At 66.3% G+C, this 24,609-nt stretch carries 29 protein-coding genes, 1 tRNA gene and 2 pseudogenes; 16 read left to right on the top strand and 16 right to left on the bottom strand.

From position 1 onward, the window contains the following. The first annotated feature begins 176 nt into the window (after positions 1-176). Positions 177-1,061, top strand: a complete 885-nt coding sequence (locus tag GXW78_RS20320) for a Bug family tripartite tricarboxylate transporter substrate binding protein (RefSeq protein WP_211870727.1) — start codon at positions 177-179, stop codon at positions 1,059-1,061. A gap of 13 nt (positions 1,062-1,074) precedes the next feature. Here GXW78_RS20320 and GXW78_RS20315 read toward each other — a convergent pair whose 3' ends face one another. Together GXW78_RS20315 and GXW78_RS28350 are read right to left on the bottom strand one after the other, a co-directional pair. Continuing rightward, positions 1,075-1,716 carry an SDR family NAD(P)-dependent oxidoreductase gene (locus GXW78_RS20315; RefSeq protein WP_338147799.1) on the bottom strand — a complete coding sequence of 214 codons (642 nt, stop codon included), beginning with the start codon at positions 1,714-1,716 and terminating at the stop codon, positions 1,075-1,077. Between the two features lie 8 nt (positions 1,717-1,724). Next, positions 1,725-1,847: pseudogene (locus tag GXW78_RS28350) on the bottom strand (3-beta hydroxysteroid dehydrogenase); the annotation flags it as partial. A gap of 32 nt (positions 1,848-1,879) precedes the next feature. Here GXW78_RS28350 and GXW78_RS20305 point away from each other — a divergent pair. Beyond that, positions 1,880-2,173, top strand: coding sequence for a hypothetical protein (locus GXW78_RS20305; protein ID WP_211870726.1), 294 nt, complete (start codon positions 1,880-1,882; stop codon positions 2,171-2,173). Positions 2,174-2,175: 2 nt separating this feature from the next. Here the strand turns inward: GXW78_RS20305 and GXW78_RS20300 are convergent, their stop codons facing one another. Both GXW78_RS20300 and GXW78_RS20295 read right to left on the bottom strand, forming a co-directional pair. Beyond that, entirely contained in the window at positions 2,176-3,411 is a 1,236-nt protein-coding gene (locus GXW78_RS20300) for an acyl-CoA dehydrogenase family protein (RefSeq protein ID WP_211870725.1), read from the bottom strand. Between the two features lie 28 nt (positions 3,412-3,439). Then, positions 3,440-4,444, bottom strand: a complete 1,005-nt coding sequence (locus tag GXW78_RS20295) for an acyl-CoA dehydrogenase family protein (protein WP_211870724.1) — start codon at positions 4,442-4,444, stop codon at positions 3,440-3,442. 100 nt (positions 4,445-4,544) lie between these two features. Between GXW78_RS20295 and GXW78_RS20290 the strand changes: the two genes are divergently transcribed. The 5 genes from GXW78_RS20290 (at position 4,545) to GXW78_RS20270 (ending at position 9,747) form a co-directional block, all read left to right on the top strand. Then, the gene (locus GXW78_RS20290) at positions 4,545-5,816 is read left to right on the top strand and encodes an acyl-CoA dehydrogenase family protein (protein WP_211870723.1); all 1,272 of its coding nucleotides are present in this window, start codon (positions 4,545-4,547) and stop codon (positions 5,814-5,816) included. Between the two features lie 64 nt (positions 5,817-5,880). After that, entirely contained in the window at positions 5,881-6,873 is a 993-nt protein-coding gene (locus GXW78_RS20285) for a Bug family tripartite tricarboxylate transporter substrate binding protein (protein WP_211870722.1), read from the top strand. Positions 6,874-6,896: 23 nt separating this feature from the next. After that, positions 6,897-7,718, top strand: a complete 822-nt coding sequence (locus GXW78_RS20280) for an enoyl-CoA hydratase-related protein (protein ID WP_211870721.1) — start codon at positions 6,897-6,899, stop codon at positions 7,716-7,718. 138 nt (positions 7,719-7,856) lie between these two features. Next, positions 7,857-8,732 carry an IclR family transcriptional regulator gene (locus GXW78_RS20275; protein ID WP_211870720.1) on the top strand — a complete coding sequence of 292 codons (876 nt, stop codon included), beginning with the start codon at positions 7,857-7,859 and terminating at the stop codon, positions 8,730-8,732. A 939-nt stretch (positions 8,733-9,671) separates the two neighbouring features. Further along, positions 9,672-9,747, top strand: a tRNA-Thr gene (locus tag GXW78_RS20270). A 687-nt stretch (positions 9,748-10,434) separates the two neighbouring features. Here GXW78_RS20270 and GXW78_RS20265 read toward each other — a convergent pair. The 10 genes from GXW78_RS20265 to GXW78_RS20220 all read right to left on the bottom strand — a co-directional run bounded on the left by GXW78_RS20265 (position 10,435) and on the right by GXW78_RS20220 (position 17,880). Continuing rightward, positions 10,435-11,076, bottom strand: a complete 642-nt coding sequence (locus GXW78_RS20265; protein WP_211870719.1) for a hypothetical protein — start codon at positions 11,074-11,076, stop codon at positions 10,435-10,437. A 191-nt stretch (positions 11,077-11,267) separates the two neighbouring features. Next, positions 11,268-12,002: a hypothetical protein gene (locus GXW78_RS20260; protein WP_211870718.1), complete on the bottom strand. Its 735-nt coding sequence runs from the start codon at positions 12,000-12,002 to the stop codon at positions 11,268-11,270. Positions 12,003-12,347: 345 nt separating this feature from the next. Further along, positions 12,348-12,761 carry a hypothetical protein gene (locus GXW78_RS20255; protein ID WP_211870717.1) on the bottom strand — a complete coding sequence of 138 codons (414 nt, stop codon included), beginning with the start codon at positions 12,759-12,761 and terminating at the stop codon, positions 12,348-12,350. A 259-nt stretch (positions 12,762-13,020) separates the two neighbouring features. After that, entirely contained in the window at positions 13,021-13,593 is a 573-nt protein-coding gene (locus GXW78_RS20250) for a hypothetical protein (protein WP_211870716.1), read from the bottom strand. 190 nt (positions 13,594-13,783) lie between these two features. Further along, positions 13,784-14,086, bottom strand: a complete 303-nt coding sequence (locus tag GXW78_RS20245; protein WP_211870715.1) for a hypothetical protein — start codon at positions 14,084-14,086, stop codon at positions 13,784-13,786. Continuing rightward, positions 14,083-14,784, bottom strand: a complete 702-nt coding sequence (locus GXW78_RS20240; protein ID WP_211870714.1) for a hypothetical protein — start codon at positions 14,782-14,784, stop codon at positions 14,083-14,085. Before GXW78_RS20240 ends, GXW78_RS20245 begins: the two co-directional genes overlap by 4 nt. Next, entirely contained in the window at positions 14,781-15,560 is a 780-nt protein-coding gene (locus GXW78_RS20235; RefSeq protein WP_211870713.1) for a helix-turn-helix domain-containing protein, read from the bottom strand. Before GXW78_RS20235 ends, GXW78_RS20240 begins: the two co-directional genes overlap by 4 nt. Positions 15,561-15,574: 14 nt before the next feature. Further along, positions 15,575-15,802: a helix-turn-helix domain-containing protein gene (locus GXW78_RS20230; RefSeq protein WP_211870712.1), complete on the bottom strand. Its 228-nt coding sequence runs from the start codon at positions 15,800-15,802 to the stop codon at positions 15,575-15,577. 141 nt (positions 15,803-15,943) lie between these two features. Then, positions 15,944-16,600 carry a hypothetical protein gene (locus tag GXW78_RS20225; RefSeq protein WP_211870711.1) on the bottom strand — a complete coding sequence of 219 codons (657 nt, stop codon included), beginning with the start codon at positions 16,598-16,600 and terminating at the stop codon, positions 15,944-15,946. Further along, the gene (locus tag GXW78_RS20220) at positions 16,597-17,880 is read right to left on the bottom strand and encodes a tyrosine-type recombinase/integrase (RefSeq protein WP_211870710.1); all 1,284 of its coding nucleotides are present in this window, start codon (positions 17,878-17,880) and stop codon (positions 16,597-16,599) included. Before GXW78_RS20220 ends, GXW78_RS20225 begins: the two co-directional genes overlap by 4 nt. 357 nt (positions 17,881-18,237) lie before the next feature. On the opposite strand from GXW78_RS20220, the gene GXW78_RS20215 reads away from it, so the two are divergent. After that, entirely contained in the window at positions 18,238-18,534 is a 297-nt protein-coding gene (locus GXW78_RS20215; protein ID WP_211870709.1) for a DUF4102 domain-containing protein, read from the top strand. After that, positions 18,531-18,761 (top strand): hypothetical protein, encoded by a 231-nt coding sequence (locus tag GXW78_RS20210; RefSeq protein WP_211870708.1) that lies wholly within the window; start codon positions 18,531-18,533, stop codon positions 18,759-18,761. Before GXW78_RS20215 ends, GXW78_RS20210 begins: the two co-directional genes overlap by 4 nt. A gap of 23 nt (positions 18,762-18,784) precedes the next feature. Here GXW78_RS20210 and GXW78_RS20205 read toward each other — a convergent pair whose 3' ends face one another. Continuing rightward, the gene (locus GXW78_RS20205; protein WP_211870707.1) at positions 18,785-18,982 is read right to left on the bottom strand and encodes a hypothetical protein; all 198 of its coding nucleotides are present in this window, start codon (positions 18,980-18,982) and stop codon (positions 18,785-18,787) included. A 474-nt stretch (positions 18,983-19,456) separates the two neighbouring features. Here GXW78_RS20205 and GXW78_RS20200 point away from each other — a divergent pair, with 474 nt between their 5' ends. From GXW78_RS20200 to GXW78_RS20175, 6 genes and pseudogenes are all read left to right on the top strand, one after another. Next, positions 19,457-20,254, top strand: a complete 798-nt coding sequence (locus GXW78_RS20200) for a phosphoadenosine phosphosulfate reductase domain-containing protein (RefSeq protein WP_211870706.1) — start codon at positions 19,457-19,459, stop codon at positions 20,252-20,254. Further along, a complete protein-coding gene (locus GXW78_RS20195; protein WP_211870705.1) occupies positions 20,251-20,547 on the top strand; it encodes a hypothetical protein in 297 nt (98 codons plus the stop codon). Before GXW78_RS20200 ends, GXW78_RS20195 begins: the two co-directional genes overlap by 4 nt. Positions 20,548-20,560: 13 nt before the next feature. Next, positions 20,561-20,872, top strand: a complete 312-nt coding sequence (locus tag GXW78_RS20190) for a hypothetical protein (RefSeq protein ID WP_211870704.1) — start codon at positions 20,561-20,563, stop codon at positions 20,870-20,872. Next, a complete protein-coding gene (locus GXW78_RS20185) occupies positions 20,869-21,171 on the top strand; it encodes a hypothetical protein (protein WP_211870703.1) in 303 nt (100 codons plus the stop codon). The genes GXW78_RS20190 and GXW78_RS20185 overlap by 4 nt, the downstream gene beginning before the upstream one ends. Before the next feature lie 1,051 nt (positions 21,172-22,222). Next, entirely contained in the window at positions 22,223-22,774 is a 552-nt protein-coding gene (locus GXW78_RS20180; RefSeq protein WP_211870702.1) for a P-loop NTPase family protein, read from the top strand. Positions 22,775-22,813: 39 nt separating this feature from the next. After that, a pseudogene (locus tag GXW78_RS20175) lies at positions 22,814-23,580 on the top strand (IS5 family transposase). Between the two features lie 113 nt (positions 23,581-23,693). On the opposite strand, the gene hisE reads toward GXW78_RS20175, so the two are convergent. Beyond that, entirely contained in the window at positions 23,694-24,065 is a 372-nt protein-coding gene (hisE, locus tag GXW78_RS20170; protein WP_246522454.1) for a phosphoribosyl-ATP diphosphatase, read from the bottom strand. Positions 24,066-24,409: 344 nt separating this feature from the next. Here hisE and GXW78_RS20165 point away from each other — a divergent pair, with 344 nt between their 5' ends. Continuing rightward, positions 24,410-24,553 (top strand): hypothetical protein, encoded by a 144-nt coding sequence (locus GXW78_RS20165; RefSeq protein WP_211870699.1) that lies wholly within the window; start codon positions 24,410-24,412, stop codon positions 24,551-24,553. Positions 24,554-24,609 lie beyond the last annotated feature (56 nt).

Below are 24,609 nucleotides of genomic sequence, written 5' to 3'. Positions count from 1 at the left end.
CATCCGTCACCCCGCCTTCAGTGTACTCGCCGCCCTCATCACGGGCCTGACGTCGGCGATCTAGGGGAGGAAGACAAACGATGGAACGACGGTCTCTACTGGCTGCGGCGGGATCGGGGTGCCTCCCGGTTGGCTGGAAGCAGGCCGCGGCGCAGGAACGGTATCCAACCCGTCCGATGCGCATCGTTGTCCCCTTCGCAGCGGGTGGGGCGACTGACCTGTTCGCACGGAAGTTCGCCGAGCGGGCAATGGCGGGGTTCGGCCAGCCTATCGTCGTTGAGAACCGTGGCGGGGCGGGTGGCATCCTGGGATCCACGGAGGTCGCGAGAGCCGCACCCGATGGCTACACGGCCCTGTTCGGGACGGCTTCGACCCACGGGGTGAACCCCACCATGATGGTTCGGCCGGCCTATGACGCGATACGCGACTATTCCCACGTCGCAATCGTAGGCACCGCTCCCCTGGTTGTTGCCGTGCATCCGAGCGTGCCAGCCAACAATCTGCGCGAGATGGTTGAGCTCGTCCGCGCGAGGCCGGGCCACTATTCGTATGCAACGGCCGGCGTCGGAACGATCACGCAGCTTGCCTTCGAGTGGCTGAAGCAGACTCAGAACCTGGACATCACGCATGTCGCCTATCGCGGCAGCAACCCCGCGCTGATGGACGTCCTGGCGGGGACGATACCTCTCTTCCTCGAGACCTTCGGACCGCTGATCGACCATCACCGCGCTGGGCGGATCCGGATCATCGCTGTCCTTGCCGCGAGGCGATCGCCAAGCTTTCCGGATATCCCGACGGCCGAGGAGGTTGGGTATCCGGGTGCAGAGTTCGGCACCTTCAATGTTCTTAGCCTGCCCGCCGGTGCGCCTGCTGCGATCGTCACCTCGCTGAATCGGACAGCAATGGCCACGATGAAAGACGAGTCCCTGCAGAGGGACCTGCGGAGCCTTGCGATTGAGCCGGTGACCGACTCAACGCCTGAGTCGGCGGCTGCGTATGTTCAGGCGGAGATCGCGAAGTGGGCACCTCTGGTGCGGGCTAGCGGCGCGCAGATCGAGTAGGCCAGCGCGCTCGCTAAAGATGCGAGCCGCCATCGACCAGTATAGTTGATCCGGTCGTCAGACGGAGGTGCGTCACCGCGGCCAGCACGGCCATGGCCACCTCATCAGGCTGGCAGATGGTCTTCAGCGGGCTCTGCGCGATGTCTCGCAAGAAGCCTTCCTGGGTGCGGCCGGGGATGAAGTCGGTGTCGACCCCGGCCGGGACGATGCCGACAACCCTGATGGTCGGTGCCAGGGCGCGTGCCAGCGACTCGCCCATGGTGTCGACGGCCGCCTTGGAGGCCGCGTACGGGACACTGCTGCCCTGGCCGCGGAGCGCGGCAAACGACGACATGTTGACGACGACGGCATCACCGCTGCGTCGCAACAGCGGCAGGAAGGCGCGAATAACCGCGAAGGGGCCACGCACACTGGTGATCAGGATGCGATCGAAGGTCTCGTCGTCCATCGCCTCGAGGTCACCATGGGGAACCGCACGCGTGGTTCCGGCAGAATTCACGAGGACATCGACGCGCTCGAAGCGCCGTTCGATCTCATTCGCCGCGGTGCGGATCGCTCCACTGTCCGTTGCCGACAGGAACATGGAGAAGTGTCCGGTCCCAGGAAGCCGCGACGCCAGTGCCTCAGCCCGCTCCCGACCGGTGTTGTAGCCAATGACACCCGGGCGCCCTGCTCGGCGAGGCGCTGCACCGTGGCAGCTCCGATGCCGCTGCTGGTTCCCGTGACGACCGCTATCCGACCCTCGAGATTGTAGGGACCGAGGTTTCCCTGCCTCAAATCGCTCATGGATATTTCCCCCCCCCCACCGAATGACACTGATGGGCAACGACGAACGAATGTCGGCCCAGACGACCCTCCGGATCAGCCTGGTCACCGAGATCGTGCAGACACGGGAGGAACTAGTGGCACGCGCGCACGAGATCGCGTCGATCATCGCAGCCAAGCCTGCCGCGGCGATCCAGGGGAGCGTTCGAGCGATCTGGGAGGCGCTCGACATGCCCCGGCACGCTGCCACGGCCAATGCTTTGAAGTACACCCAACTCGGCAATCCGATCGGCCGAGCCGAGGTCGACCGATGGAGCGCGTCGAAAGCGAAGTGGCGCCTGCGCTGACGTTAGAGATCCGTATCGCCGCCCAGGAGCTCCTTGGCGACCACGTGGTGCATGATCTCCGCCGTGCCGTCGGCGATGTTGATCTTGCGCATGGCGATGTAGGCCTCGGAGAGACTCATCTCGTTCGTCAGACCCATGGCACCGTGTGTCTGCATCGCCCGGTCCACCGCCTGCATCGCGATCCTGCAGCAGTAGGCCTTGGCCATCGACAGTTCCTTGTGCGCCCGAAGGCCCCGGTCCAGGAGCTGCACCACGTTCAGCGCCATCAGATGGGCAGCATGGATCTGCATCGCTGACTCAGCCAGGGGAAACATGATCCCCTGGCGATCGGAAAGTTTCCGGCCGAAGGTCTCGCGCACTTTGGCATGCTCAAGGGCGAGCTCGAGTGCCCAGCGCGCGGTACCGACGGCTCGAGCGATATTGAATACGCGGCCCAGTCCCACCCCAAGCATTGCTGCCTTGAAGCCCTGGTCGAGATCTCCAATCAGCTGATGCTCACCGACCTCCACCTCGTCGAAGGTGAGCACCGCTTCGTCGCCATGCGACTGACCGAACATCATGATGACCCGCCCGACGCTGAAGCCCGGGCTGTTCGTTGGGACCAGGAAGCAACTGATGCCGCCCTTCCGGACAGCTGCCCGCTCTGGGTCGGTGATCGCGAAAACGCAGACGTAGTCCGCATAAGGACTGTTCGTCGTCCAGATCTTCGTCCCGGAGATCCGCCACCCGTCGCCGTTGCGAACCGCGCGCGTCTTAATCATCGCCGCATCTGACCCCGCGCCGGGCTCAGAGAGCGCGAAGCACATCGTCGCCTGCCCGGACATCAGACCGGGGAGGACGTCCGCGCGCATACGCGCAGTCATCTTGTGGAGGAGGGGGCTTGGGCCTTTGGCCCAATGGCTGACGATCTGATGACCCAGCGTGTAGCGGTAGCCGCACTCGTGGAAGATCCGCTCGAAGGCCGCGAAGTACGCCGTGAGACCCATGCCGGCTCCACCCAGATCCTCAGGTGTGGCCATGGCGTAGAAGCCCGCCTCGGCCGCGGTGGTTCGTACTTCGAGGGCCAGTTGCCGCATCGCCGGGGTGAACAGGCCACGGCTGTCGTAGGCGAGATGGGGATCCTCGAACAGCGAGCGGTTCCTGTCGTGCCTTGGGATCACCTCGGCCCGGATGAAGCCGGTGATGGCCTCGCGCAGCGCGGAGATCTCCTCAGGGTACTGATAGGCGATGGCAGGCATGGTCGACCGCTCCGAGTATTGTGGGATGTCAGGCCGCGCGGCTCGCATTCGCATCGCGCAGCGCCGAGATCAGGGCGCGCCTAGCGTCGGTGCCGAGCTGTGCGAGAACCTGGGCGCGCTTCATGAACAGCTGTGCATGGCATTCCGCGGTGAAGCCCAGACCGCCATGGATCTGAATGTTGGCGGCACCATTCCGCATCGCAGCATCGCGCGCGATCAGCAACGCCTGGGCAGGTCCCTCCGGCTCGCCGATGCCGTCCCGCTCGGCGCAGGCGGCGAAAGCAAGCTGGGCGCCGGCGGCTTCGCAGCGGACGGCCATGTCGGCGCAATGATGCTTCACTGCCTGGAAGGAGCCGATGGGTTGGCCGAACTGATTGCGGTCCTTGGCATAGGCAACGGCCATGTCGCGGGCGGCCTCGGCTGCACCGACCTGGAGTGCAGCGAGGAGAAGGTCGGCACGGCGTAGGATGCTCGACGTCACCGCAGGAGCCTGGTCAGCACGAGGGTAGTCGGCCTGAGCGAGAGTCAGCGTCCCATCGAAGGGGTCGAGTTCCTGCCAGACGCCGAGGTCGGACGGTTCGATCAGCCTTGCTCCAGCCGGGTGGAGTAGGAGTAAAAGATCCTCGGGATGGGCGTCCAGCAGCAGCAGTTTAGCGGGCCGACTGCCAGGCATCGCCAGGGCAAAGGCGGCGCGGCGCCGGCCACCGAGTAGGGTCTCGATCGCCGCGGCGTCCTTGGTCTCAAGAGCGACACGGGCAGCAAGAACGGTCGCGAGCAGCGATGGGGTCACCAGCGCACGACCGCAGACCCGGAACAGGAGGGTCTCCTCGGCGAGACTCAGCCCTACACCGCCTGCATCCTCCGGAATGCTCAGGCCAAGCCAACCGAGGTGCGCGATGCGTTGCCAAAGTTCCCGATCGCGGTTCGGCGACTCACCACCGCGCAGGCGATCGATCGGGAGCTCCTTGGTGACGAACTCGACGAAGCTCTCCTCGATCTGGCGCTGTTCGGGATCGGGGAGAAGATCAACCATATCGCTCGCTCTCGTATCGATGACGCCAGTATAGGGAGCGGGTCCCCGCCGCACGCCGCGGGATCTCTTGGTTTTTCCGCATCGCGGAATTTCTTCGCCTTTGGACTTCCTCGGCTCGGCAGACGGAGCGGAAGATGAGGATCTCCTGCGCGACCGGCCTCTGCCGCGTGCCGCGACGACACCTCGAACGGACGCCATGGACCTTCGATTCAGCGCTGCAGAGAACAACTTCCGTGAGGAGGCGAAGGATTGGCTGTTCGCCAACAAGCCTAAGGAGACGCGCCCGACCGACGGCGAGCCCATGCGGGCCTTCGACCTTGATTGGCAGCGCCGGCAATACGACGGCGGCTGGGCAGGACTGGCCTGGCCCAGGGAACACGGCGGGCGAGGGGCTTCGCTCATCGAGCAGCTGATCTGGTACGAGGAGTGCGCTCGTGCCAACGCGCCACTGCAGGGTTGCCTGACCGTCGCACTCAACCACGGTGGACCGACACTGATCGCCCGCGGCAGCGAAGCGCAGAAGGCATTCCACCTGCCGCAGATCCTCCGCGGCGAGGTCGTCTGGTGTCAGGGCTTCTCCGAGCCCGGCAGCGGGTCGGACTTGGCCAGCCTGCGAACCCGGGCGGAGATCGATGGCGAGGATCTAGTCGTCAACGGCCAAAAGGTCTGGACCAGCCACGCGCATCTAGCGCGGTGGCAGGAGCTGCTGGTGCGGACGGATCCCGCGGTCCCGAAGCACCGGGGGCTGACCTGGGTCATCTGCGACATGACAGCGCCGGGTATCACTGTGCGGCCGATCCGCACGCTGGCCGGTCACCACCACTTTTGCGAGGTTTTCTACGACAACGTCCGTATCCCGCTCGCGAATGTGGTTGGAGCGGTCAATGACGGTTGGCGTGTCGCCATGTCCACGCTCTCCTTTGAGCGCGGGACCGGGTATGTCGCGAAGCAACTCGACCTTGCGCGGGCGATCGAGGAACTGATCTCGCTCGCGCGAGAACTCCCGGGGCCGAACGGGAACGTGCTTCTGAACGACGACGAAGTCGCCGGCGACCTGGCGGAGCTGAAGGCCGAGGTCGCTGCGTTGCGTTCCATGACCTACGCTCAGATCTCCCGCTGCCAGCGCGAGGCCGTTCCCGGCCCGGAGGGCGCCATCGTCGCCCTTTACTACGGAGAGTTGTCACAGCGCGTGCATCGGACGGCCATGCGCATCCTCGGTCCTCAAGGCCTGATGCGCGGTGGCGCGTCGGAGGACCTGGTGGGCGCATTCCTGCACGTCTTCCACGAGACCATCGCCGGCGGCACTTCGGAGATCCGGCGCAACATCATCGGCGAACGCGTGCTCGGACTGCCCCGCGTCGGCGCCGGCTAACCGATGGCCCAAGGCGGGTGACCAAGCCGCCTGTCGACAAGAGGCCAAGCAGGAGGAGATGCCAATGCCCGATCCCCAAGCCAGGCTCGCCAGGCGGTCGCTTCTCACGGCCGCGGGGCTGACCTTCTGTGCGTCGTCGTCCCTGGCGCAGGCGCAGACGGAAGACTTTCCGAACCGTCCGATCCGCATCATCGTTCCGTTTCCGGCCGGAGGGTCAGCCGATGCGGTCGGTCGTCTGGTGGCCGAGATCATCGGCCGGCAGCTGAACGTCCAGGCCATCGTCGACAATCGTGCCGGTGGAGGTGGGGTGATTGGTACAAGGGCCGCGCTGGAGAGCCGACCTGACGGCTACACGCTGGTTCTGAGCACACCCTCGACCTTCTCGATCCTGCCGACCCTGCGCGAGGCGCTCCTGTCGATGGAGACCGTCCGCTCTTTCACGCCAATCGGGATGGTCGGCCGAGGCCCGTTCGCCCTGGCGGTCTCGCCGCAATCGCCCTTCCGTTCAGCCAGCGACCTCATCGCTGCGGCTCGGGTCCAGCCGGGCACGATCAGCTACGGCACGGCAGGGATCGGCACGACCCCGCACCTCGTGATGGAACTGCTGCGCCAGATAACGGGGGCCGAGTTTACGCACATTCCCTTCCGGGGAGGCGGGCCGGCGGTAACTGCGCTGTTGGCCGGCCAGATCCAGATGGTCTCGGCATTCCTCTCGGAGGTCGCCCCCTTTGCGGCGGACGACCGTCTGCGCCTGCTGGCGATCACCAGCGACGCGCGCCAGGCGAGCTTCCCTGCGGTGCCGACGCTGCGGGAAGGAGGCGTCGACCTCTCCGTCTACGCATGGTTCGGTGTCCACGGACCGGCGGATCTACCCGCACCGATTGTCGAGAAACTGCATTCGGCCATCAATGCGGGCCTTGGTGATCCGGCGGTCCGCCAACGCCTGGCGGCCGTCGGGATCGAGCCGACACCAGTCACGCGCGACGAGTTCATCGCATCGGTGTCGCGTGAGATCGAACTCTACGGCAGGCTGCGCGGCCAGGTTGCCCTGGACTAGCGCGACAAGAGACAGGGACGGGCATGTACGAGACGTATTCGGCACTACGCATAGAGCAGATGGGGCGTCTACTCACGGTCACGATGGACCGCCCGCCGCGGAACGCGAGCAATGCCGCGACGCATCGAGAACTGTCGATGGTGTTCCGCGACGTCGCCAGGGACCCAGGGACTGACGTTGTGGTGCTTACCGGCGCTGGTGACAGCTTCTGTGCCGGTGGCGACCTGAACGAGATGCGCACCCGGCTGGACCAGCCCGAACTCTGGGTCACCGCCATGAGGGAGGCACGGGAGATCGTGCTCAGCATGCTCGATCTCGAAAAGCCGGTGATTGCCCGGGTCAACGGGCCGGCGATCGGGCTGGGCTGCACGCTCGCGCTGCTCTGCGACTTCATTGTCGCGGTCGAGACGGCCCGCATCGCTGATCCGCACGTACGTATCGGCCTCGCAGCGGGCGATGGCGGTTCACTGGCGTGGCCGATGAGCATCGGCTTCCCCCGTGCCAAGGAGTTCCTTCTGACCGGAGATGCAATCGCGGCGAAGGATGCCGCCGCCATGGGCCTGATCAACCGAGCCGTCCCCGCGGCCGAACTTGACGCCACGGCTTACGGCTTCGCGGATCGGATGCTCAACGGTTCGCAAGCGGCTATCCGAAGCACCAAGCGGGCAATCAACCTCCTCATGCAGCAGGGGCTCCGATCTCTCGTCGACGCCCAGCTTGGCCTGGAAACCTTGACCTTCCTCGGCGCAGATCACCGCGCCGGAGTGCAGGCAATGCTCGAGCGCAGGGAGCCCGACTTCCGCGGCGCGCGGACCGCCGCTACCGCTGGTTCGGCCGACGTCTGAAGCGCCGCGACCTCGTCTCAAGGCAACTCGTCGGTCCAAGATCCCCTACCGCACATGGCCATCCGCTGGCACGATGCACCGAACCGCTAGGTCACGAGGGCCTCGTGGAGCCACTGACTGTGGTGGGAGGAACAATCAATGTCGGCCACCGCCGCCTCGAGGGGCGGCCGCCCCCAATCGCGGGACACTGTCCAGAGTATCGGCCGCGCCGTCGATCTGCTGCGCCTGATCGCCACCCGAGGGGCGCGTGGTGCCCGCATCTCTGATCTGGTTGCCTGGTCCGGATTGCCGGCGCCGACGGCCCATCGGATCCTGAAATCCCTCCAGGCCGAGGGCCTCGTCACCCATACCGCAGCCCACGAGTATCGGATTGGGCCTCTGGCGTACGAGCTCGGCCTTGCCGCTGCCAGCCGGCCGCATCCCGCCGATATCTGCGCTCCAGTGCTGGAGGACCTCGCACAGCGCACAGGGCATCCTACACACCTGTTGATCCCCAGTGGCCTGGAGATGGTCTGCATCCAGCGCGCGGTACCTTCTTCATACCAAGTTCGGCCGTCCGCCAGCGAGGCGATGCGACGCCGCGGCAACCAGGCGTCGACGCTCCGTTGGGTCGGCGGCGTCGGCGTCCGGCGCCCGATCGGCGTCGCCGCCGGTGGGCAGGTCATCCTTTCGGAGATGCCGGACGCCGAAATGGAGCAGGTCCTGAAGGCCAATGCTGACGCCTACCGACGGTACTTCACCGGGCCGGATGAGGTGCGCGTTGCCGTCCAACGTACGCGGCACATGGGCTACGCCGTCACAGCGAGTGGAACGCCTCGCTTCTTCCATCTCGGCGTGGCGGTGCACGATGGTGAAGGCAAAGCCGTGGCGGCACTTAAGATTCTCCGTTTGGCGAGTGAGACGCGAACAGGGGGAACCGATCGCTTGCTTGCACTGCTCAATCGAGCGGCCTTGGAAATCCAGAGGCTATCACCGTTGCTGCCCTGGACGTCGATTTTGAGCTTTCGAGGCTGAGGCGCAATCGGACTATGCCACACAGCAGAAGAACCGCGATCATCGCGATCTACGTCACGACCACGCCGTGAACGCCGCCCTCTCCATTCCGATGAAAGGCTCTCAATTCAGCAACGGATTGCCGCGTGGCTCCTACTGCTCGTTGGGACCGCCCTCCGCCCGCCGCGCGGACAGAGAACGCTTCAGCGCCGCGCCGCGTTGTGGCGGCAACTGATCGCCGCGTAGGCCTGCATCAATTCCTCGACTTCTGTCCTCGCAGCCCCGCTTCCTTAGGGGTGCCCGGCCAACGATGCGAATCAGGTCTTGGACGTGCCGGATCAGCATCAAGTCTGCTTCTCGCTCCGGCCAGTCGGGTTCGGTCACAAGCTTCCGTCGCGATGATCGACGTGCCGCGTGCGCGTTCGTCCGTAGCGCGCCAAATGAAGCGGACGAGTACTAAATGCCGGCCTTGGCGCATCCCGTGCGGCCAATCTCGGCTCCGGAACCGTGAGACAGCACCGACGCTCGCGGTCTCCTCATTCTCATGATGCGACTTTCTCATTTTCGATCCGCCTTGCCTCCTCGGATCCGTCCGAAGGCCAAGGATTCCCTACCGTTGGGACTTCATCATGAAAGTGAGGAAGTTTTCTCACCGTGTGCGGCGATCAGCGCGCGAGCGGCGCAATGGCACGGCTCCTGCCGATCGCAGCGAGGCGTTAAATGTGAAGCGAATGGCCGCATCCACGGGTTTGTCCACCGGCGGAGTGCTGAAGCCGCGTCGGACTGGTTGATGATAGAATGACGAACCGGGGCGCGATGCCCCGCCGGCCCGGGCGGCAGGCACTTGTTGCGGGATACGCCGGCGCTGGATATGGCATCCAGCTTCGGGAGCCTCAGCGGGTTTGTCTCCCGTGCTGGCGCATCTTGCGGTGGCGGAGGGGCCGGGGGCTTTTCTCACAAGCCGGCGTAGCTCAGTTGGTAGAGCAGCCCACTTGTAATGGGCAGGCCGTGGGTTCGATCCCTGCCGCCGGCACCACCACCTTCGTTCGTGCCTGCGGCGCACGGCTATGCGCCAGCGCCGACCAAGTGAAGTGCGACGACGAGAGCAGGTGATCTCGCAGGTTCGGCGGGCGCGCAAATTGGTGTTGCCCGGCCCGATGGCTGAGTGGAGTGGCGCTCCGAGCAATGCGGTCTTCTTCGCCCTCGACCGTCGGTGCGGCTTGGCCACCTGGCGGCAGGTTCCGGGCGAAGGGCGGGACGCCAAATGCGATCCGGGATGTCGCGGTGCGGGCGGCCCGCACCATAGTCTGGACCGGCCTGTGACGTGGTGCGCATCCACCCTCACAGCGGCTCGCGCACCTTCTCGCCTCATAAGTTCATCACCGCGCAGTCACTAACCCAAGCCGCTTGTCCGGTTTGAATGGGGGCAACGCCACCCGCCGACGAGCCGATCGGGCGGATGTCGGCAGTGGCAGCGGCAGCGGCAGCGGCAGCAGACAGACCGCCATTCCCTCGTGCGCCTCGACCAAAGGTTCATGCTGCTCGCCGGCGTTTGCGCCGCCGATGGGGCAGCCGAGACAGATGTGGCGGCCTTTGTGCGGTTCGGGGCGCCGGTCCCGAGCGGACCGCCACAGCCTTGCGCGGCCTGCGACGGTGAGCCGTATCGTCTGCCGCTCACCAAGGAACAGGCTCGGGTTGGGCGGGTCGGCCGCGGCGATCGGCATCAGGCACCCAACGCACGTGTGGCCTGGCCGAGGCGCATCAGAATGCGCTCGGTGACTGCGGGCGCTTCCCTCGCCACCTCCTCCATCACCGCCTGGTGGAAACGGTCCACCTCGGCAACGCTACGCATCGCTTCGGCGAGGCGGGCCGTGGTCTCAAGGCAACGGCGGAGGTGCTCCGACGCGGTCAACAGCGTCTTCGCCATGCGAACGTCGCCATCGGTGGTTCGGGCATGCTTCATGACCTGACGGGCCGCATGCATGCAGTCCTGGAGCTGGCCGATGGCAGAGATCGTCCCACCACACCCGGCGATGTCGTCCGGCGAGACTAGGACGGGCAGGTTGGCCATCACCTCGGCCGCGACATGCGCAGCCGCATCCATGGGGACGGGGTGGCGCTTCGCGCGCTCGGCGACAGCGGCCCTGACCTTCCTGGCGAGGTGCTGCCCGGCGCGGCCATCCTTCACCATGGCATCGACCCAGCGATAGACCGTGGCCGGGCTGGCACCGCGCCTCGCGAAGCGCTTGGCGACGCAGTTCTTGTTCAAGGCCTCGGGTCCGACACGCTCGATCTCGGCGAGCGCGGCGGCCTCTACCTCGGCGCGCAGTGCGGCACGCTGCGCGCTGGTGATGGACACGGACATGCCTCCAGGGTGGCGTCACGACCGCCCCGCCGCTGTTCTGTTGCGCGTTGATGACCCTAGAATGCCCTACTGCGCTGAGAGCACTGAGGCGAAGCAGTTCGCCAATGGTGACGAGAACCTGCGCGGCGCTGAGCTCACGTAGGTCGAGCGCGCGCTATTCAGGTGGTGGCGCGGCAGGTGCTACGGGCGGATCAGTGCGGCGGGACCCGCGGTTGCCGTCTGACGGTTTGCCAGGCGGCCTCGAAGTCCTCGCCGGACATGGTGCGGCGCAGGCGAAGCATGCGGGCCACGGCGACGATGCCCCGCCATTCCCGTTCGATGAGGGCGGACGTTTCATCCCAGCATGCACCGAGGAACGCGGACGGGTCAGCCGGCGCGATCCATCGAAGCAACGTCGCGATGACCAAAGCGTCGTTTCCGATCGCTACCTCGGCCTGCTTGAAGCGATCGACATTGACAGGGACCGTGGCATCCACGGCGAGCACCAAGGACAGGTAGTTGGGGCGCGACATGGCGACGGTCAGCCAATGGCGCCACCGCAACTCGGCAATCGGCCCCGCCAACGTGTCGATGATATCCTGGCGCGCACTCTCTCGCGCGGCATCCAGCATCCCAGGGCGGGAGGCGAGGGCGTCGTCCAGGTATCCCAGAAGGGACAACTTCGTGCGTCTCTCCCCGCGCACGATGCCGAGTGCGTTGTCCTCGGGCAGCGGGTCAACCGACACCTCCTCGATCGGTGGGACATAGTGTGTTTCGGAAAGGACCAGCCGGGCGACGGCGTGACCAGACTCGTGCACGGCGAGTGCCATGGGACCGGGTAGCTGCAGTTTGGGGGCGGACGGGTGCCGCCGCTCCAGCAGTTGATTGCCTCGCTTGCCTGCGCGCGCCCGCAGGCGCGCTTTCTTCAAGAGAGCTTCGGGCTTCACAGTTCGATTCCTTCAATGCGGCTCGTGTCCGCGGTGTCTGGGAGGTGCTGGATGTCCGGCAGGTGATGCCGGGCGCGGCAGGCTACTGCTGGGCGTTGACCTGTTTCGATCGTGGCTGGCCGGCCTTTCGGCCTCGTCAACCGCGCGGCGCGGCGCGGCTGAATGCCCCATGCGCAGCGGCGAGCGGGATCCGCGGGCCGGAGCGGACCGGCGTCGCGCGGTAGGCGCGGGCGTGGTGCTCGTCGCCGTGGGAACCGCCGATGCGGCGCGCGGCTTCGCAGCTCAGATACTCCGATGCGCCCGACTGATTGAACGGCCAGCAGCAGAGGTGAGGTTTAGGCGCGCTCACCGCTTGATCTCCGTGGCACAAAGCTGGTGCGCGTTGTCCTGCTCCACGGCCGGCAACGGCTGCGTCTGCGGGGTCATCGCGATCTGGATGCGGCGCAGCGTGGCGAGCGCGTCCGTATCCATGGCGCCGTCAGCAGCGCTGGTGTCGCCGAGAGCCACAAGAGCATCGGCGAGCGTCTTCAGCATCGGCGCGGCGCCATCGTCGCCCCAGGTGCGCCAGAGTCGATGCATCGCGATGGACATCTGCGCGGTGATCGCCCGCACAGTACGCGGCGGCAGGGCGAGGATCGCATCCTCGATGCTGAGGTTGATGTCCAGCGCCGTATCTTCGGCAGTGGTGCCACGCAGGGCCGCTATTAGCTCATCGGCGGCGATCAGGGCCGCGGCGGGATTGAGTGAGTGGGCCGTCATCTGGTCCTCCGGGTTTCGGCGGACGAGTCAGTAACGGGCGCTTTCAGGATCGTGCAAATCCACACGTAAACTAGGATTCATCCCAGTTTCGCGCCAACCCTAGCGTGGGAAGCAAGATCGTGGGCTGGGACCGCTCCTGGTATTCTTCCTGACGAGAGATCCTGGCGGAGGAATTCCCTTCTAGGAAACGCAGTTGCGCGAGCAAGTGTTGCGAGAATGATACGCCCGCCGCCCCGGACGGGCGGCGGGGCAGCTCAGGTCAGTGCAGCGTTTCGTTCACGCCGCGGGCGTGCACCTCGATCGTGCTGCTGCGGTGCTTCTGGCGTTCGGCGGCGCACTCCCGCCGGAACTGCGCCAGGAACCGTCGGCGGAATGCGCGGCCGTGATGCACTTCGGAGATGGTGCCAATGCTATCCGCGACAGCATCGACCGCATCGTTCCACGTCCCATCGGGCAGGTCGCCAAAGAGACGAGCAACGATCTTCGGGGGCGTGTCGTCCTCCACCGCTCGTTCACAAGCTTGCTCGAAGGAGGCGAGATACGCGGGCCGCCGATCTCGAACTGGAGCATTCGCCGCAGCCTCATGGGCCCGCAGGGCGTTGGCCTCCGCGGCATAGACGGCGGCAAGAACCTCGCGGGCGGGGATCAGTTTCTCGCCCGTGGCCCGATCGCGCGGCGCGTTGTCGCCGCCGAACTTCTCGAAGAAGGGAAGGAGCGCATGGCGAATGTCCGCCTGCACGGCGGCCGGATATGAGCGCATCCGGTCGGCATAGGCGTTGAATGCCGCTGCGATCTCTTCGGGCGCCTCTGGGATGAAATTTTCGGACTTCACGGGAGTAGTTCCTTTCGTGCGCACTCTGCTGCGTGTCGGAGGACTCAATGGGGATGCCGGGCGCGACGGCGGCGCGCGTGCTTGGTGGAGCCGGCGCATCAGGCCGCCTGGCCTCCGGCCGGCTTCGGCGTGCCGGGCGGCAGGTCCGGCGTGGGGCGCGTGACGGCTTCCTCGGTGCCGTAGCGGCGAATCACCTCCGCGCGAAAGGGCGCGTTGCGTCGCGCCATCTCCGCCCGCCGCTTCGCCTCCCGGCGCTCCAGGCGGCCACATGGGCGGGATTGTTCATGTCGTAGAAAGTGAACCCGGCCACCTCCTCCTGCGGCGCCGGGTCCTCGGCGAGGACGGCCGGCACATCGTCCAAGGTCAGGCCGGCGCCCGCCAACATGACCTCGGCGCGGCCCATCGCGGCATCCCGCTCGCCCTGCGTGGCGCCCTGCTGCGCCATCGTCCAGACCTTGCGGAAACGATCGGGGTCGATGGTCGCCGAGCTCATTCTGAGCGGCCCTCCAGCGCAGCCAAGCGGGTGCGCGCCGCGTCGGTGTCGATCCCGGCATAGGCGGCGCGCAGTTGGTTGTGGTTGAGGTGGCTGGGCTTCGCCTCCGTCCGGGGCTTCTCGGCGGCGCGGGCGCGCAGTTCCGCTTGCAGGCTGGCGAAGCCGGCGGTGATGTGGGCGCGCTCGGCCTCCGTCGGCGCTGCGCGGGTGGTGGCGGTCGGCGCCTTTGCCACGGCATCCAGCAATCGGCGCTCGCGCTTCAGGGCATCGGTGGCCGGGCGCAGGATGCTGTCCAGTTCCGCCGGCGAAGGCCAGAAGCGCAGGCTCCGCGACGCCTCGCGCGAGCGATCGATCGTCAGCGCCGCGGCGGGGACGTCGTTCATCGCGAAGGTGAAGCCGCTGATGGCCAGGGCGAGACTGGCGGCGGTGGTCGGCGCCTGCGGCAGGGACCGCAACGGCGCGACGAACGCCCGCCAGTCGTCTTCCGTGGCCGGTCGCAGAACGCGGTCAATCGCGATGAGGGCGCGGCCCGCCTCCTCGCGCACGCCCGGCGCGATCCGCTCCGGCTCGAAGCCGACATTCGGGTGCGGATCGGCGATGTAGCGCATGGCATCGCGCAACCACTGGCTGGCAGCCGGCACCGGCACGCCTTCGATGGCGCGAGCGGGCGCCGGGTAGCGATTCGCGACGGCGCTCATTGCCAGATCTCCTCGGCCTGGCCGTCGATGATGCGGACGGTGCCTCCGGTGCTGGTGCTGGCGCCGCGCTCGGCGAGAAGTTCGGCGGCGAGGGCATCCAGCCGGTTCACCCGGCCGCTGCGCAGGCGCTCGGGCGGCGCCGCGGCATCGGGATCGTCCTTCCAGCGACCTCCGTTCAACCAGGTGGTGGGGTTCGGGATGTAGCGCCGCTCGCTGGGCCACCGCTGGCGGGCCAGCCCGGCGGCCAGTTCCCCGTCGGTCGCGCCGCGCTTCTTCGCGCGGTCATAGGCGCGCGCCGCGTCGTCCTTTCCGACCTTCTTCGGATAGCTTTCCCACCAATCGCTGAAGGCATCCCCCCGCGGCAATTCGGGCTCGTTCAGTGTGAGGGTTCCCTGGGGGTTCTGAGGATTCTGAGGGTTCGGGTGCACCACCTGCGGGGTTTCCTGCACCACCTGCGGGGTTTTATCCTCCGGCAAACCCCGCACGTCGTGCGCCTTACCCGGCACCTCCTGCGGGGTTTCGGGGGCGCCGAGATGCAGCCGATAGGTGGTGGTGCGGTAGCGCCCACCACCCGGTTCGGTGGTCAGCAGGTGCCGGAGGCGGAGGCCCTTGATGGCGTTCTGGACCGACCGTTCCGACAGGCAGGTGGCCTCGACCAGTCCGGCAATGGACGGCCAGGCCTTACCTCCGTCGTCGGCCTGGTCGGCCAGCGCCCACAGCAGGGCCTTCTCGGTGGGAGTCACCGCGATCGGTCGGCACCAACGGAGAGCGATCATGCTCACCGGCCTCCTCACTTCGCGGGGGAGGAGATTTCCGCGCTGCCGTTCTTCAGCAGCGCGCGCAGGCTGTCGCCTTCGATCAGGGTGCGGCCGGCGACCTTCACCTTCTTCAGCGCGCCGTTCTTCAGCAGCGCATAGCAGGTGGTGCGGCCGAAACCGCCGAGCCGGCAGGCGTCGTTGACACGGAAGCCCAGCGCCGTGTTCGGCTGGATGTTCTGGGCGGAGGGGTCGAAGTTCATGGGGAATCCTCGCTTGATCGCCGCCGTCCGGCGGTGTGCGAGGACCCAATAGGAACAGGCTGGTCGGTCAGTCTGGGGTAGAGTAGTCAGAACTGACCACTCTGACTGGCTCCGCTGCGACAGGCGCGGTGCAGCGCCGCGTTATCGGGGCTGCCACCCGAGTTCATTAAGGCGAGACTGAATTCTCGGCGTCAGCCGCTTCACTTTCGATTCTGGCTCGCCCCGGCCTGTTGCCCGGTCGGCGACGCCGCGCGCAGCAACCATCGGCCCGCTTGCCGCGCCGCAAATGACAGCCTCCACGGCTTCTTCCACTAGGGGGGCATCATGATCCTTGTAGCTGCGGCCCCGACCGCGGCCGGCGGCGCTCTTGGGCTTTGCGGGAGCGTCCTTCACCGCTCCCGGCACCGGGCTGACGATGATGCCCCGAACCTCGACCCCATGCACCGCGATGGCGCTTTCCCACCAATCGACAGTGACATCCCGCCAAGCCTCAGGGGGGATCACCTCGTACTGGATGCGGCCTTCGGGGATGCCGCGGGCAACCAGCTCTCCGCAGCGGAGACGCCGCAGGATCAAGGCGCGAATAGCCTGCTCGCCGGCGTCGTGCTCCGCCTGTTCTTCGGGTGAGAGCGGCGCGCAGTCTGATTCGCCGGCCCACCGCTGCCGAATCCCCAGCATGGTGACGCGGTCGGCCAGTGCCGAATCATCCGCGAAGGCGATGCGAGCTAACCACAAGGGTGAGCCTTCGGCCGGAACGTCGGGAATATGGAACTCGCGGGATGGAGCTGGGAACTTCACGCTGTTTGCTCCACGGTCTCCCCCGCCACGGGCGTCATCGCCGTGACGGTCGCCGGCTTCTTCGCACAGAAGGCGGACCAATCATCCATGAGCCGCCGTCGCTTAGTGAAGAGGTCGCCGCGGGCATAGGCCTGTTCGACCTTGTCGCCGGTGCGGTGCGCGAGGGCCGCCTCTACCACTTCGCGCGGGTGCGCCGTCGTCTCGCCGGCCCAATCGCGGAAGGCGGAGCGGAAGCCATGCACCGTCAGGTGCCCACGCGCCATCCGGCGCAGGACCATCGTCATGGCCATGATGGAGAGCGGCCGGCCTTCCTTCTGACCCGGAAAAACCAATGCGTCAGCCGCATCGCGCTCGCGTACTTTCGCCATTCTGTGAAGCACCGACAGGGCAGGGGATGACAACGGCACCCGGTGTTCCCTGCCGGCCTTCATGCGTTCCGCCGGGATCGTCCACACCGCGGAAGTCAGGTCGAGCTCGGACCACCGCGCACCGAGCACTTCGCCCGACCGCCCCGCCGTCAGGATGCAGAAGGCGAGTGCATCGACCGACACGCCCTCACGCTTCGTGAGCAGCGTCATGAAGCTGTTCACGTCCTGCCAGGGGAGAGCGGCGTGGTGTTTGACCGCGCGCACCTTCGTACGGCGGGGGAACGCCTTGTCCAGATGCCCGCGCCACCGCGCAGGATTCGCCCCGTCGCGCCAGCCATGGACAGCGGCGAAGTCCAGTACCGCCTCGATGCGGCCGCGCAGGCGAGAGGCCGTTTCCGGCTTCGTTGTCCAGATCGGCGAGAGCGCCGCGGTGATGTGCTCGGTGGCGATATCGCCGACGACCAGGTTGCCCATGTGCGGGCCGGCATACTCCGTGAGCGTCATCTTCCATTGTGCGCGGTGCTTCGCATTCCGCCAGCCGGCCTCATGCGCGCTGAGAAACAGGTCCGTCACCTGGCTGAAGGTCTTCGCGCGCGCTACGGCCGCCCGCTCCGCGGCCTTCGCTGCGGCAGCATCGGCTTCCCGCTTCGCCAAGGGATCGACCCCGGCATCCACCATGCGGCGCAACTCGCCGACCTTCACGCGGGCGTCCGCAAGGGAAAGGGCGCCCGTGCCGCGCGCCGGGCCAAGCCCCATGTCGCGGCGGGCGCCGTTCACGCTGTAGCGGAACACCCAGGCAGGGACCCCGCTAGCCTTCACATAGAAGATGAGCCCGCCCCCGTCGCTATAGCGACCCGGACGCCTCTCTTTCGCTACTTGAGCGGCCGAAAGGCCCGCTGCGCGCTTCGGCACCCAATATCTCCGCCATTGTGGGAACGGGGTTGTTCCCTCATCCGTTCCCACATCGTATGCCCGAATAGGGGCGAACGGAAGCGAGTATCGGTGGTCAGGTCGGCGAATGAAATTACGCAATTTCCGTCAGTTATGGTGGTCAGCGGCGCCCCATCTGGACGGTTGCGAACGATGGTATGGCGGACATCCCCTCCGCCAGTTCTCCATCCCCAGACATTCCCCATAGTGCCCTAGACCTCCGGAATATGGCGGAAAACCGCCAGTATTTCAGGCGCCGCGTCCCCAGCCGTTCCGCGCTGTTCCCTGCCAATCCACATCGTTATTGTGGACCCAATTGTGGACGGGAAGGGTGGGCGGATGGCGCGGGGGAAGATCGGAGGCCGTTTGCAGGCGGTCGCGATTCGCGCGTTGCTCGCGGCGGGAAAGCCGGGCGCGAAGGCTGACGGCGGCAATCTCTATCTGCGCATCGTCGGGCCGGGCTCGGCGAAGTGGACGCTGCGCTACATGGTGGCCGCGGCAGGTGACCTCTCGCCGGAAGAAGGCCAGGCGGTCGCCGCGATCCTGGAAATGCAGCGTCGCGCGATCGAGACCTTGGAGCTTGAGAACCGCATCACGGCGCTGGAAGCGCGCCAGAACAATGGAGGCTATCGATGACCAGGAAGAATCTCGAAGGGCGTCTCACCGCATTGGAGACCACCGGGCAGAGCGGCTGCTATGTGGTGCGCGTGCCGCCAGGCGCCGACCGCGCCACGATCGACGCCGAGATTGCTGCACACAAGGCGCGGACGGGATACCGCGGCCTGGTCGTGGTGGCGCCGTTTCGGCCCGACAGTGTCCAAGAGTGGCTCAAGACATACGCACCGCCGGGCTCCGACCGGTGACGGCAGTTCGGCCGGGGGGGGCGCTACGACTGCGGCCCTTTCTGGCCGGGCTTGGTGGTCGGATCTTCCTCATCGGCCGGCGACGGGAACTTCGGCATGATCTTCTTGCTCGGGTCGGTCAGCGACGGCGGGTCGCTGGCCGGGAAGGAATCGTCGAGCTGCTCATCCAGCGGCGTGTTGATCTTCCGGGTATCGGACTTTGGCTTGGGTTCCTGGGCCATGGTGGCGGCTCCTCTCCTGGCTGCGCATGAGCAACCCCTTAGCCGGCGCTATGGTTGCCGCGCTCCCATCCAACAGGTTGGAGGAGCAAATGTATGGGCGTCGGGCGTCGCACATGAAGAGTGACCAAGTTTTCCCCGCCGGCTGCCTGGGAAGCCATGGCGCGCCACTTCGCCAACACGCCGGAGACGCCGCCGGCTGGTCCGGGGATATGATTAACCCGAAGGGCTGCGACGCGGCATTCCGTGCCGAGTTCGACCACGCCAGGTAGATCTACGACGCGATCTTCGGTGGCCTGCGACCAATAGCGTGGAGGATGACTAAGGCGCCGAAGTCCCAGATCGCGGTCTTCGGCTAACAACGGCGCGAGCGATTTATGCGAGTTGCAGAAAGCGAAGTTTCTGACTTCGGTGGTTTGCGATCGTTGGATTGAGCACAGGAATGCTCTATACTGAACAGTGCGTGGAGATCGCCAGATGACGCCTGCCGACACCTTCGTTCGAACGGCGTTGCCGCCCATCGGAACCGATCTGCGTGCCGCCATTGAAGCAGCAGCACGGCCAGCCGCGGCGTTCAGTGGCGGGAAGGATTCCCTTGCTGTCGTCTATCTGCTGCGCGAGGCGGGCTTGCTCGATCGCGTCACGCTGTATCACCTCGACACGGGCGACCTGCTGCCCGAGGTTCGCGAGATCGTGGACCACGTCAAAGCCTTCGCGCCGCGGTTCGTGCATCTGCAAGGCGACGTGCTGGGCTGGATCGAGCGCAACGGCGCGCCGTCCGACCTGGTGCCCGGCAATGGGCGCGAGCCCCCGGGGACGGGGCCGGGCAGCATCGTGCAGCGTTACGCCTGCTGCTACGCCAACCTCATGCTGCCCCTGTGGGAGCGCATCGCGGCGGATGGGGTGGATCTGCTGTTCCGCGGAACGCGGCGCGACGATCTGCCCCGCCTCCCTGCCGATGACGGCGCCATCCTTCCCGGTGGCATGCTGCTAAGGCTGCCGCTGCGCGAGTGGAAGGCGGAAGACGTGTTCCGCTACCTCCGCAGCGTGGGTGCGCCGATCGCCCGTCTCTACCATCACAAGACGCAGTCGCCCGAATGCGCGCGCTGCACCGCTTGGTGGCACGAAAGCCGCGCCGCCTACCTACGGCAATTCTATCCCGACCTGTTCGCTGACTACCGCAAACGGCTGGCGCCGATCGCAAGCGCCCTCCTGCCCGTGGTGGATGCTGTCACGGCCGCACATGCGGCCATCCTCGAAAGGACCGACGCATGACCACGATGCCTGTGGGCTTTCCTGCGGACCCGTCCATCTGGCTGAAGAAGCCGGATGCCCTGGCCGCCCCCGCCATGGCGCCACCTGGCGCGCCGACCTCGGCCGACCCGAACGCCGAGCGTCGCCGCCAGATGATGGCGAACCTGCTCCAAGGCGGGGGCGGCGGTGCAGGCGGAGCGTGGGGGCAGGCCGGGCAGGGGCTCGGCATGCTCGCCGGCACGCTGATTAGCAGCCTGATCAGTCCGGCCGATGGCGGCGCGAAGGCACTGGTCAAAGGCCCGACAGGTTGGTGAGGGAGGATTCGCCATGCTCTCACCGATAGGCATCTGGGATGCCAACGCCGCCATGCACAAGCCGCCGGCTTCGGGGCTCGCGCCGTCGCCGACCAACGAGGCCGTGGGTGCGATGGCCGGCGACCCCAACGAAGAACGCCGCCGGCAGATCATGGCCTCGCTGCTCGCGGGCGGAGGCGGGTTCCAGAGCGGCCAGCCCTTCGGCCCGCTCCAGGGCGCGCAACTGGCGGCGACGCTGATGCAAGCCATCACGGCGGGCGGGGGCGGCATGTTCAGCAGCACCAGCGGCCCGGTGGGCGGCGGTATGAAGGGGCCGGTGCCGTGACGCGGCTATCGGTGCCCCGGGAAGGCGTTGTCAGCCTGCACGGCCTCCCCAGCGGCGCCGCGCCGTGGGTGGTGCTGGTGACGGGCTGCGCGACGCTGCCGGACGTGCCGGGCTGTAGGGCCATCGCCGGGCGCGGGCTGTGGGTGGAACCGGAGGACGGCGCCACCTGGCCGGATGAAGTGGGGGAGGCAGCGGCCGTCGCTGCTCTCGCCAATGGCGGGGCTGTCGCCCTGGCCTTCGCCGATGAAGCCGACGCGGAGGAATGCCGGCGGAGGCTGGTGGCACGCTCGGCGCATTAAGCGCCGCGGCGGTTCATTGAGATGCTGGCGAAGGATGAGGCGGGGCGGTGAGCGCAAAAAAACCGCCGGATCAGCAGCGGGCCAGTTTGAGATGCGACCCGGTCTGAGCCAGGCAGCGGCATGGTACGGAAGCGGATCGTTGCCGGGAAACCACGTCTGGCACCGGGAGCGCGAGGACAAAAGAAGGCCCGCCGGGGACTGACGGCGGGCAGGGGCTAGGCAGATGGATTAGCCTCTCGTCGGAGGCATCGCCAGGGTACGCCGGCGCGGCCGGGCGCGGGATCACATGTTTGCGTTGCGGCAACGACAGCGCCCGCGGTCCTGAACTTCCTACCCGACGTTTGCCCGGCTGCTCCGCCCCTTCACCTCATCCACACCGGCGCCCAAAGCACCGCGGCGATGACGGCGGACCAGACCAGCAGCCAAACCTCGGTCGGAAGACGCATCCGGCTGCAACGAACGCGGGCGCCCCCCGCTGCACGGCTCACCGCGATTTGGTTACACCCCTTCGGAAGGGTTGCAGGCCGAGCGGGTGATAACGTGCAGATTTGATCGCGTTGTGAGCGAAAAAACCGCTTCCATCATGGCGCAGCGTGGATACGCTCGAACCTATGAGGCGCGTATCGGGACTCATGATAGCCGCAGTGCTTGCATCGGCCGCCCTGATACTACTGGTGGTCGCGGGCACGCTGATCCTTGATCAGATTGCCTCGGCTGATGATGTGACGCCGCTGGCGACGTGGGTCCGCGCCTAACGGTGCCGGCTCACCAAGGGAGGACGCACGCGGCTGCGGCTAATGCCGCCACGGCGACTGCGGCGAGGTACAACCAGAATCGCACGCCATGCTCCGCGGGTAATGGTCGGGCTGCGGCCCCACCCGCCCAGCGAACGTGCCGGGCGCCATGTAACGGCGCTGTGTGCGCGGCGCATTAACCTAGGTTAAGTCCAACAGGCGCGCCGACTAGGCGCGGCGCCTAGGCTGTGAACCCATAAATGAGAGGTCACTGAGGTGGTGGAATGCTTGGGGCTGAAGAGGTAGGGTAACGCGCTATGCGCCTGCTCTTCATCTATGGTCCTGTTGCCTCGGGTAAGCTGACCATTGCCCGCCTGGTTGCCGAGCGCGCCAGCCTGCCGCTGTTTCATAATCATCTGATTGTTGATGCCGTTGCAGCCGTATTTCCATTCGGCTCGCAAGAGTTCATCCAGTTGCGAGAGCATTTCTGGATTGAGACTATTTCTACAGCAGCCAAGGCAGGGCAATCGTTGATCTTTACCTTTGCTCCGGAACCTACCGTGACCAATGACTTCCCGGAACGCGTGTCGCGTCTGGTCGAAGCAGTGGACGGTGAAGTGATCTTCGTAGCGTTGGATGTGGCGGCGGACGAGCAGGAACGCCGGCTCGTTGAACCTACTCGCATGGCCTTCGGCAAGCTTCGGTCCCCAGCAATTCTTCGAGACCTCCGATCTTCGATGGCCGCGTGCATGCAGGCCATGCCGCAGCCCGCGATGCGGATCGACACTGGAACAACCGCCCCACAACAGGCGGCTGACGCAATCCTTCAGATGATGAAAACGGTCAGACGAACCACCTCCGCCGGCTAGCGGCTTTCTCGCCGCGCTGAAGTCTGATTCAGCGTCGGCATGAGCCGATATGACCTGACCGACTTCGAGTGGCGCGTGATCGAGCCGCTCCTGCCCAACAAGTCTCGTGGCGTGCCGCGCGTCGATGACCGCCGTGTGCTGAATGGCATCTTCTGGGTGCTGCGGTCCGGTGCGCCGTGGCGCGACCTGCCCGAGCGCTATGGCCCGCGCACCACCTGTTACAACCGCTTCGTGCGATGGCGAAAGGCCGGCGTGTGGGATCGGCTGATGGACGCCATCACTGCCGCTCACGACGGCGCCATTCAGATGATCGATAGCACCTCCGTTCGCGCCCACCAGCAGGCCGCGACGGCAAAAAAGGGGGTGCAGATCACTGTCTCGGTCGATCGCGTGGCGGGCTCACGACCAAGATCCATGTCGTCGTCGACGCGCAAGGCCTCCCGATCCGGCTCGGCCTGACCGCTGGACAGACCCACGACGGCCAGATCGCCTATACGCTGCTTGACCACCTCGGCCCGCGCACAATCGTGCTGGCGGACAAGGCCTACGACGCCGACCGCATTCGCGGACTGATCCAGGACCAGGGCGCCACGCCCAACATCCCACCCAAGAGCAACCGACGCTGGAAGCCGTGCTTCAGCAAGCGACTCTATCGCGAGCGCAACCTCATCGAACGATTCTTCTCCAAGCTGAAGCACTTCCGCCGCGTCGCCACCCGCTACGACAAGCTCGCCGCCAACTTCCTTGCCATGGTCCAACTCGCCTCAATGCGGCTGCGGCTCAGGGCTTATGAGTCTACGGCCTAGCCTAAGTAGTCGCAGCATAGAATTGCTGGTGTCCCGTCGGCCACCCTCACCGTCACCGTCTTCCCCACGATCTGCCCCGGCCTGCCGGGCTGGTGACCGATGTAGCAGGGGTGTCAAGAGTGCCGAGCGTGATGCGACGCATCAACGCTCGCGGGAAGGCCGTCGAGCAAATCTCCGCGCTGAGTCAACGCGTTCCAGATCTCTTGCGGCTGGATCCCCAAATCGACCCATAGCGCGACGAGGTGGTAAATCACGTCGGCACTCTCCAGCACTGTCTCGCGGCGATCAAGCCCCAGAGCCGCGATGGCGCACTCGACGACTTCCTCGCCCAGCTTCTGCGCCATCCGCGTCCGTCCCTTGGCAAGGAGGCGTGCAGAGTGCGACGCGGTCGGACGGCTCGCACGACGTTCCAAGATGGTCTGCCACAGTTCTTGAATGACCGTCGCGTCGGCGCTCGCCTGCAAATCCGCGAGCGGCTTAAGCAAGCGCCTATCGGCCTTTCGGAGGGCCTTTGGCTCATCTGCTTTCGGAGTCGTCATCGTGTTGCAATGCTAACTCGCCAGCGGCCGGCGCGATGCCCACAAAAGAGGGTATGCCGGGAAGGACGGAGAACTTGCCCCCGTCGACAACGCCGGCAGACGGCAACGCCGCCCGAGCGCCCAGCGGTGGAGCTTGGCGGGCGGCCTGATTGCGTGATGCAGCCCCTCACCGCGTAATGGTTGCGTCCTCAGAAAAAGAGTTGCGTTGATGAAACGGTGGATAACGGGGTTGATCGCTCCGTGAGCGAATGGGGCCTTCACAAAGCTCGCGCTGCCGGCACCGTACAACCATGAAGCGATTTCCTGGGATCGCCCTGGCCGCCCTGCTCGCGTCAGCGGCCCTGCTGCTGTTGATCGCTGGCACAGTGTTGCTGGGCACCGTCGCGTCACCGGAGGACGAGCCTTCGACCCTAGCGGAGATGGCCGGCATTTGACGCTTCCATCACCGTGACCTTCCGAAGGATCGCCGGCGCGTGCGTCCGCCGACGAA

The organism is Neoroseomonas terrae, from assembly GCF_018129025.1.
GTDB classification, from domain to species: domain Bacteria; phylum Pseudomonadota; class Alphaproteobacteria; order Acetobacterales; family Acetobacteraceae; genus Neoroseomonas; species Neoroseomonas terrae.
This window is presented reverse-complemented; position numbering and strand designations above follow the sequence as displayed.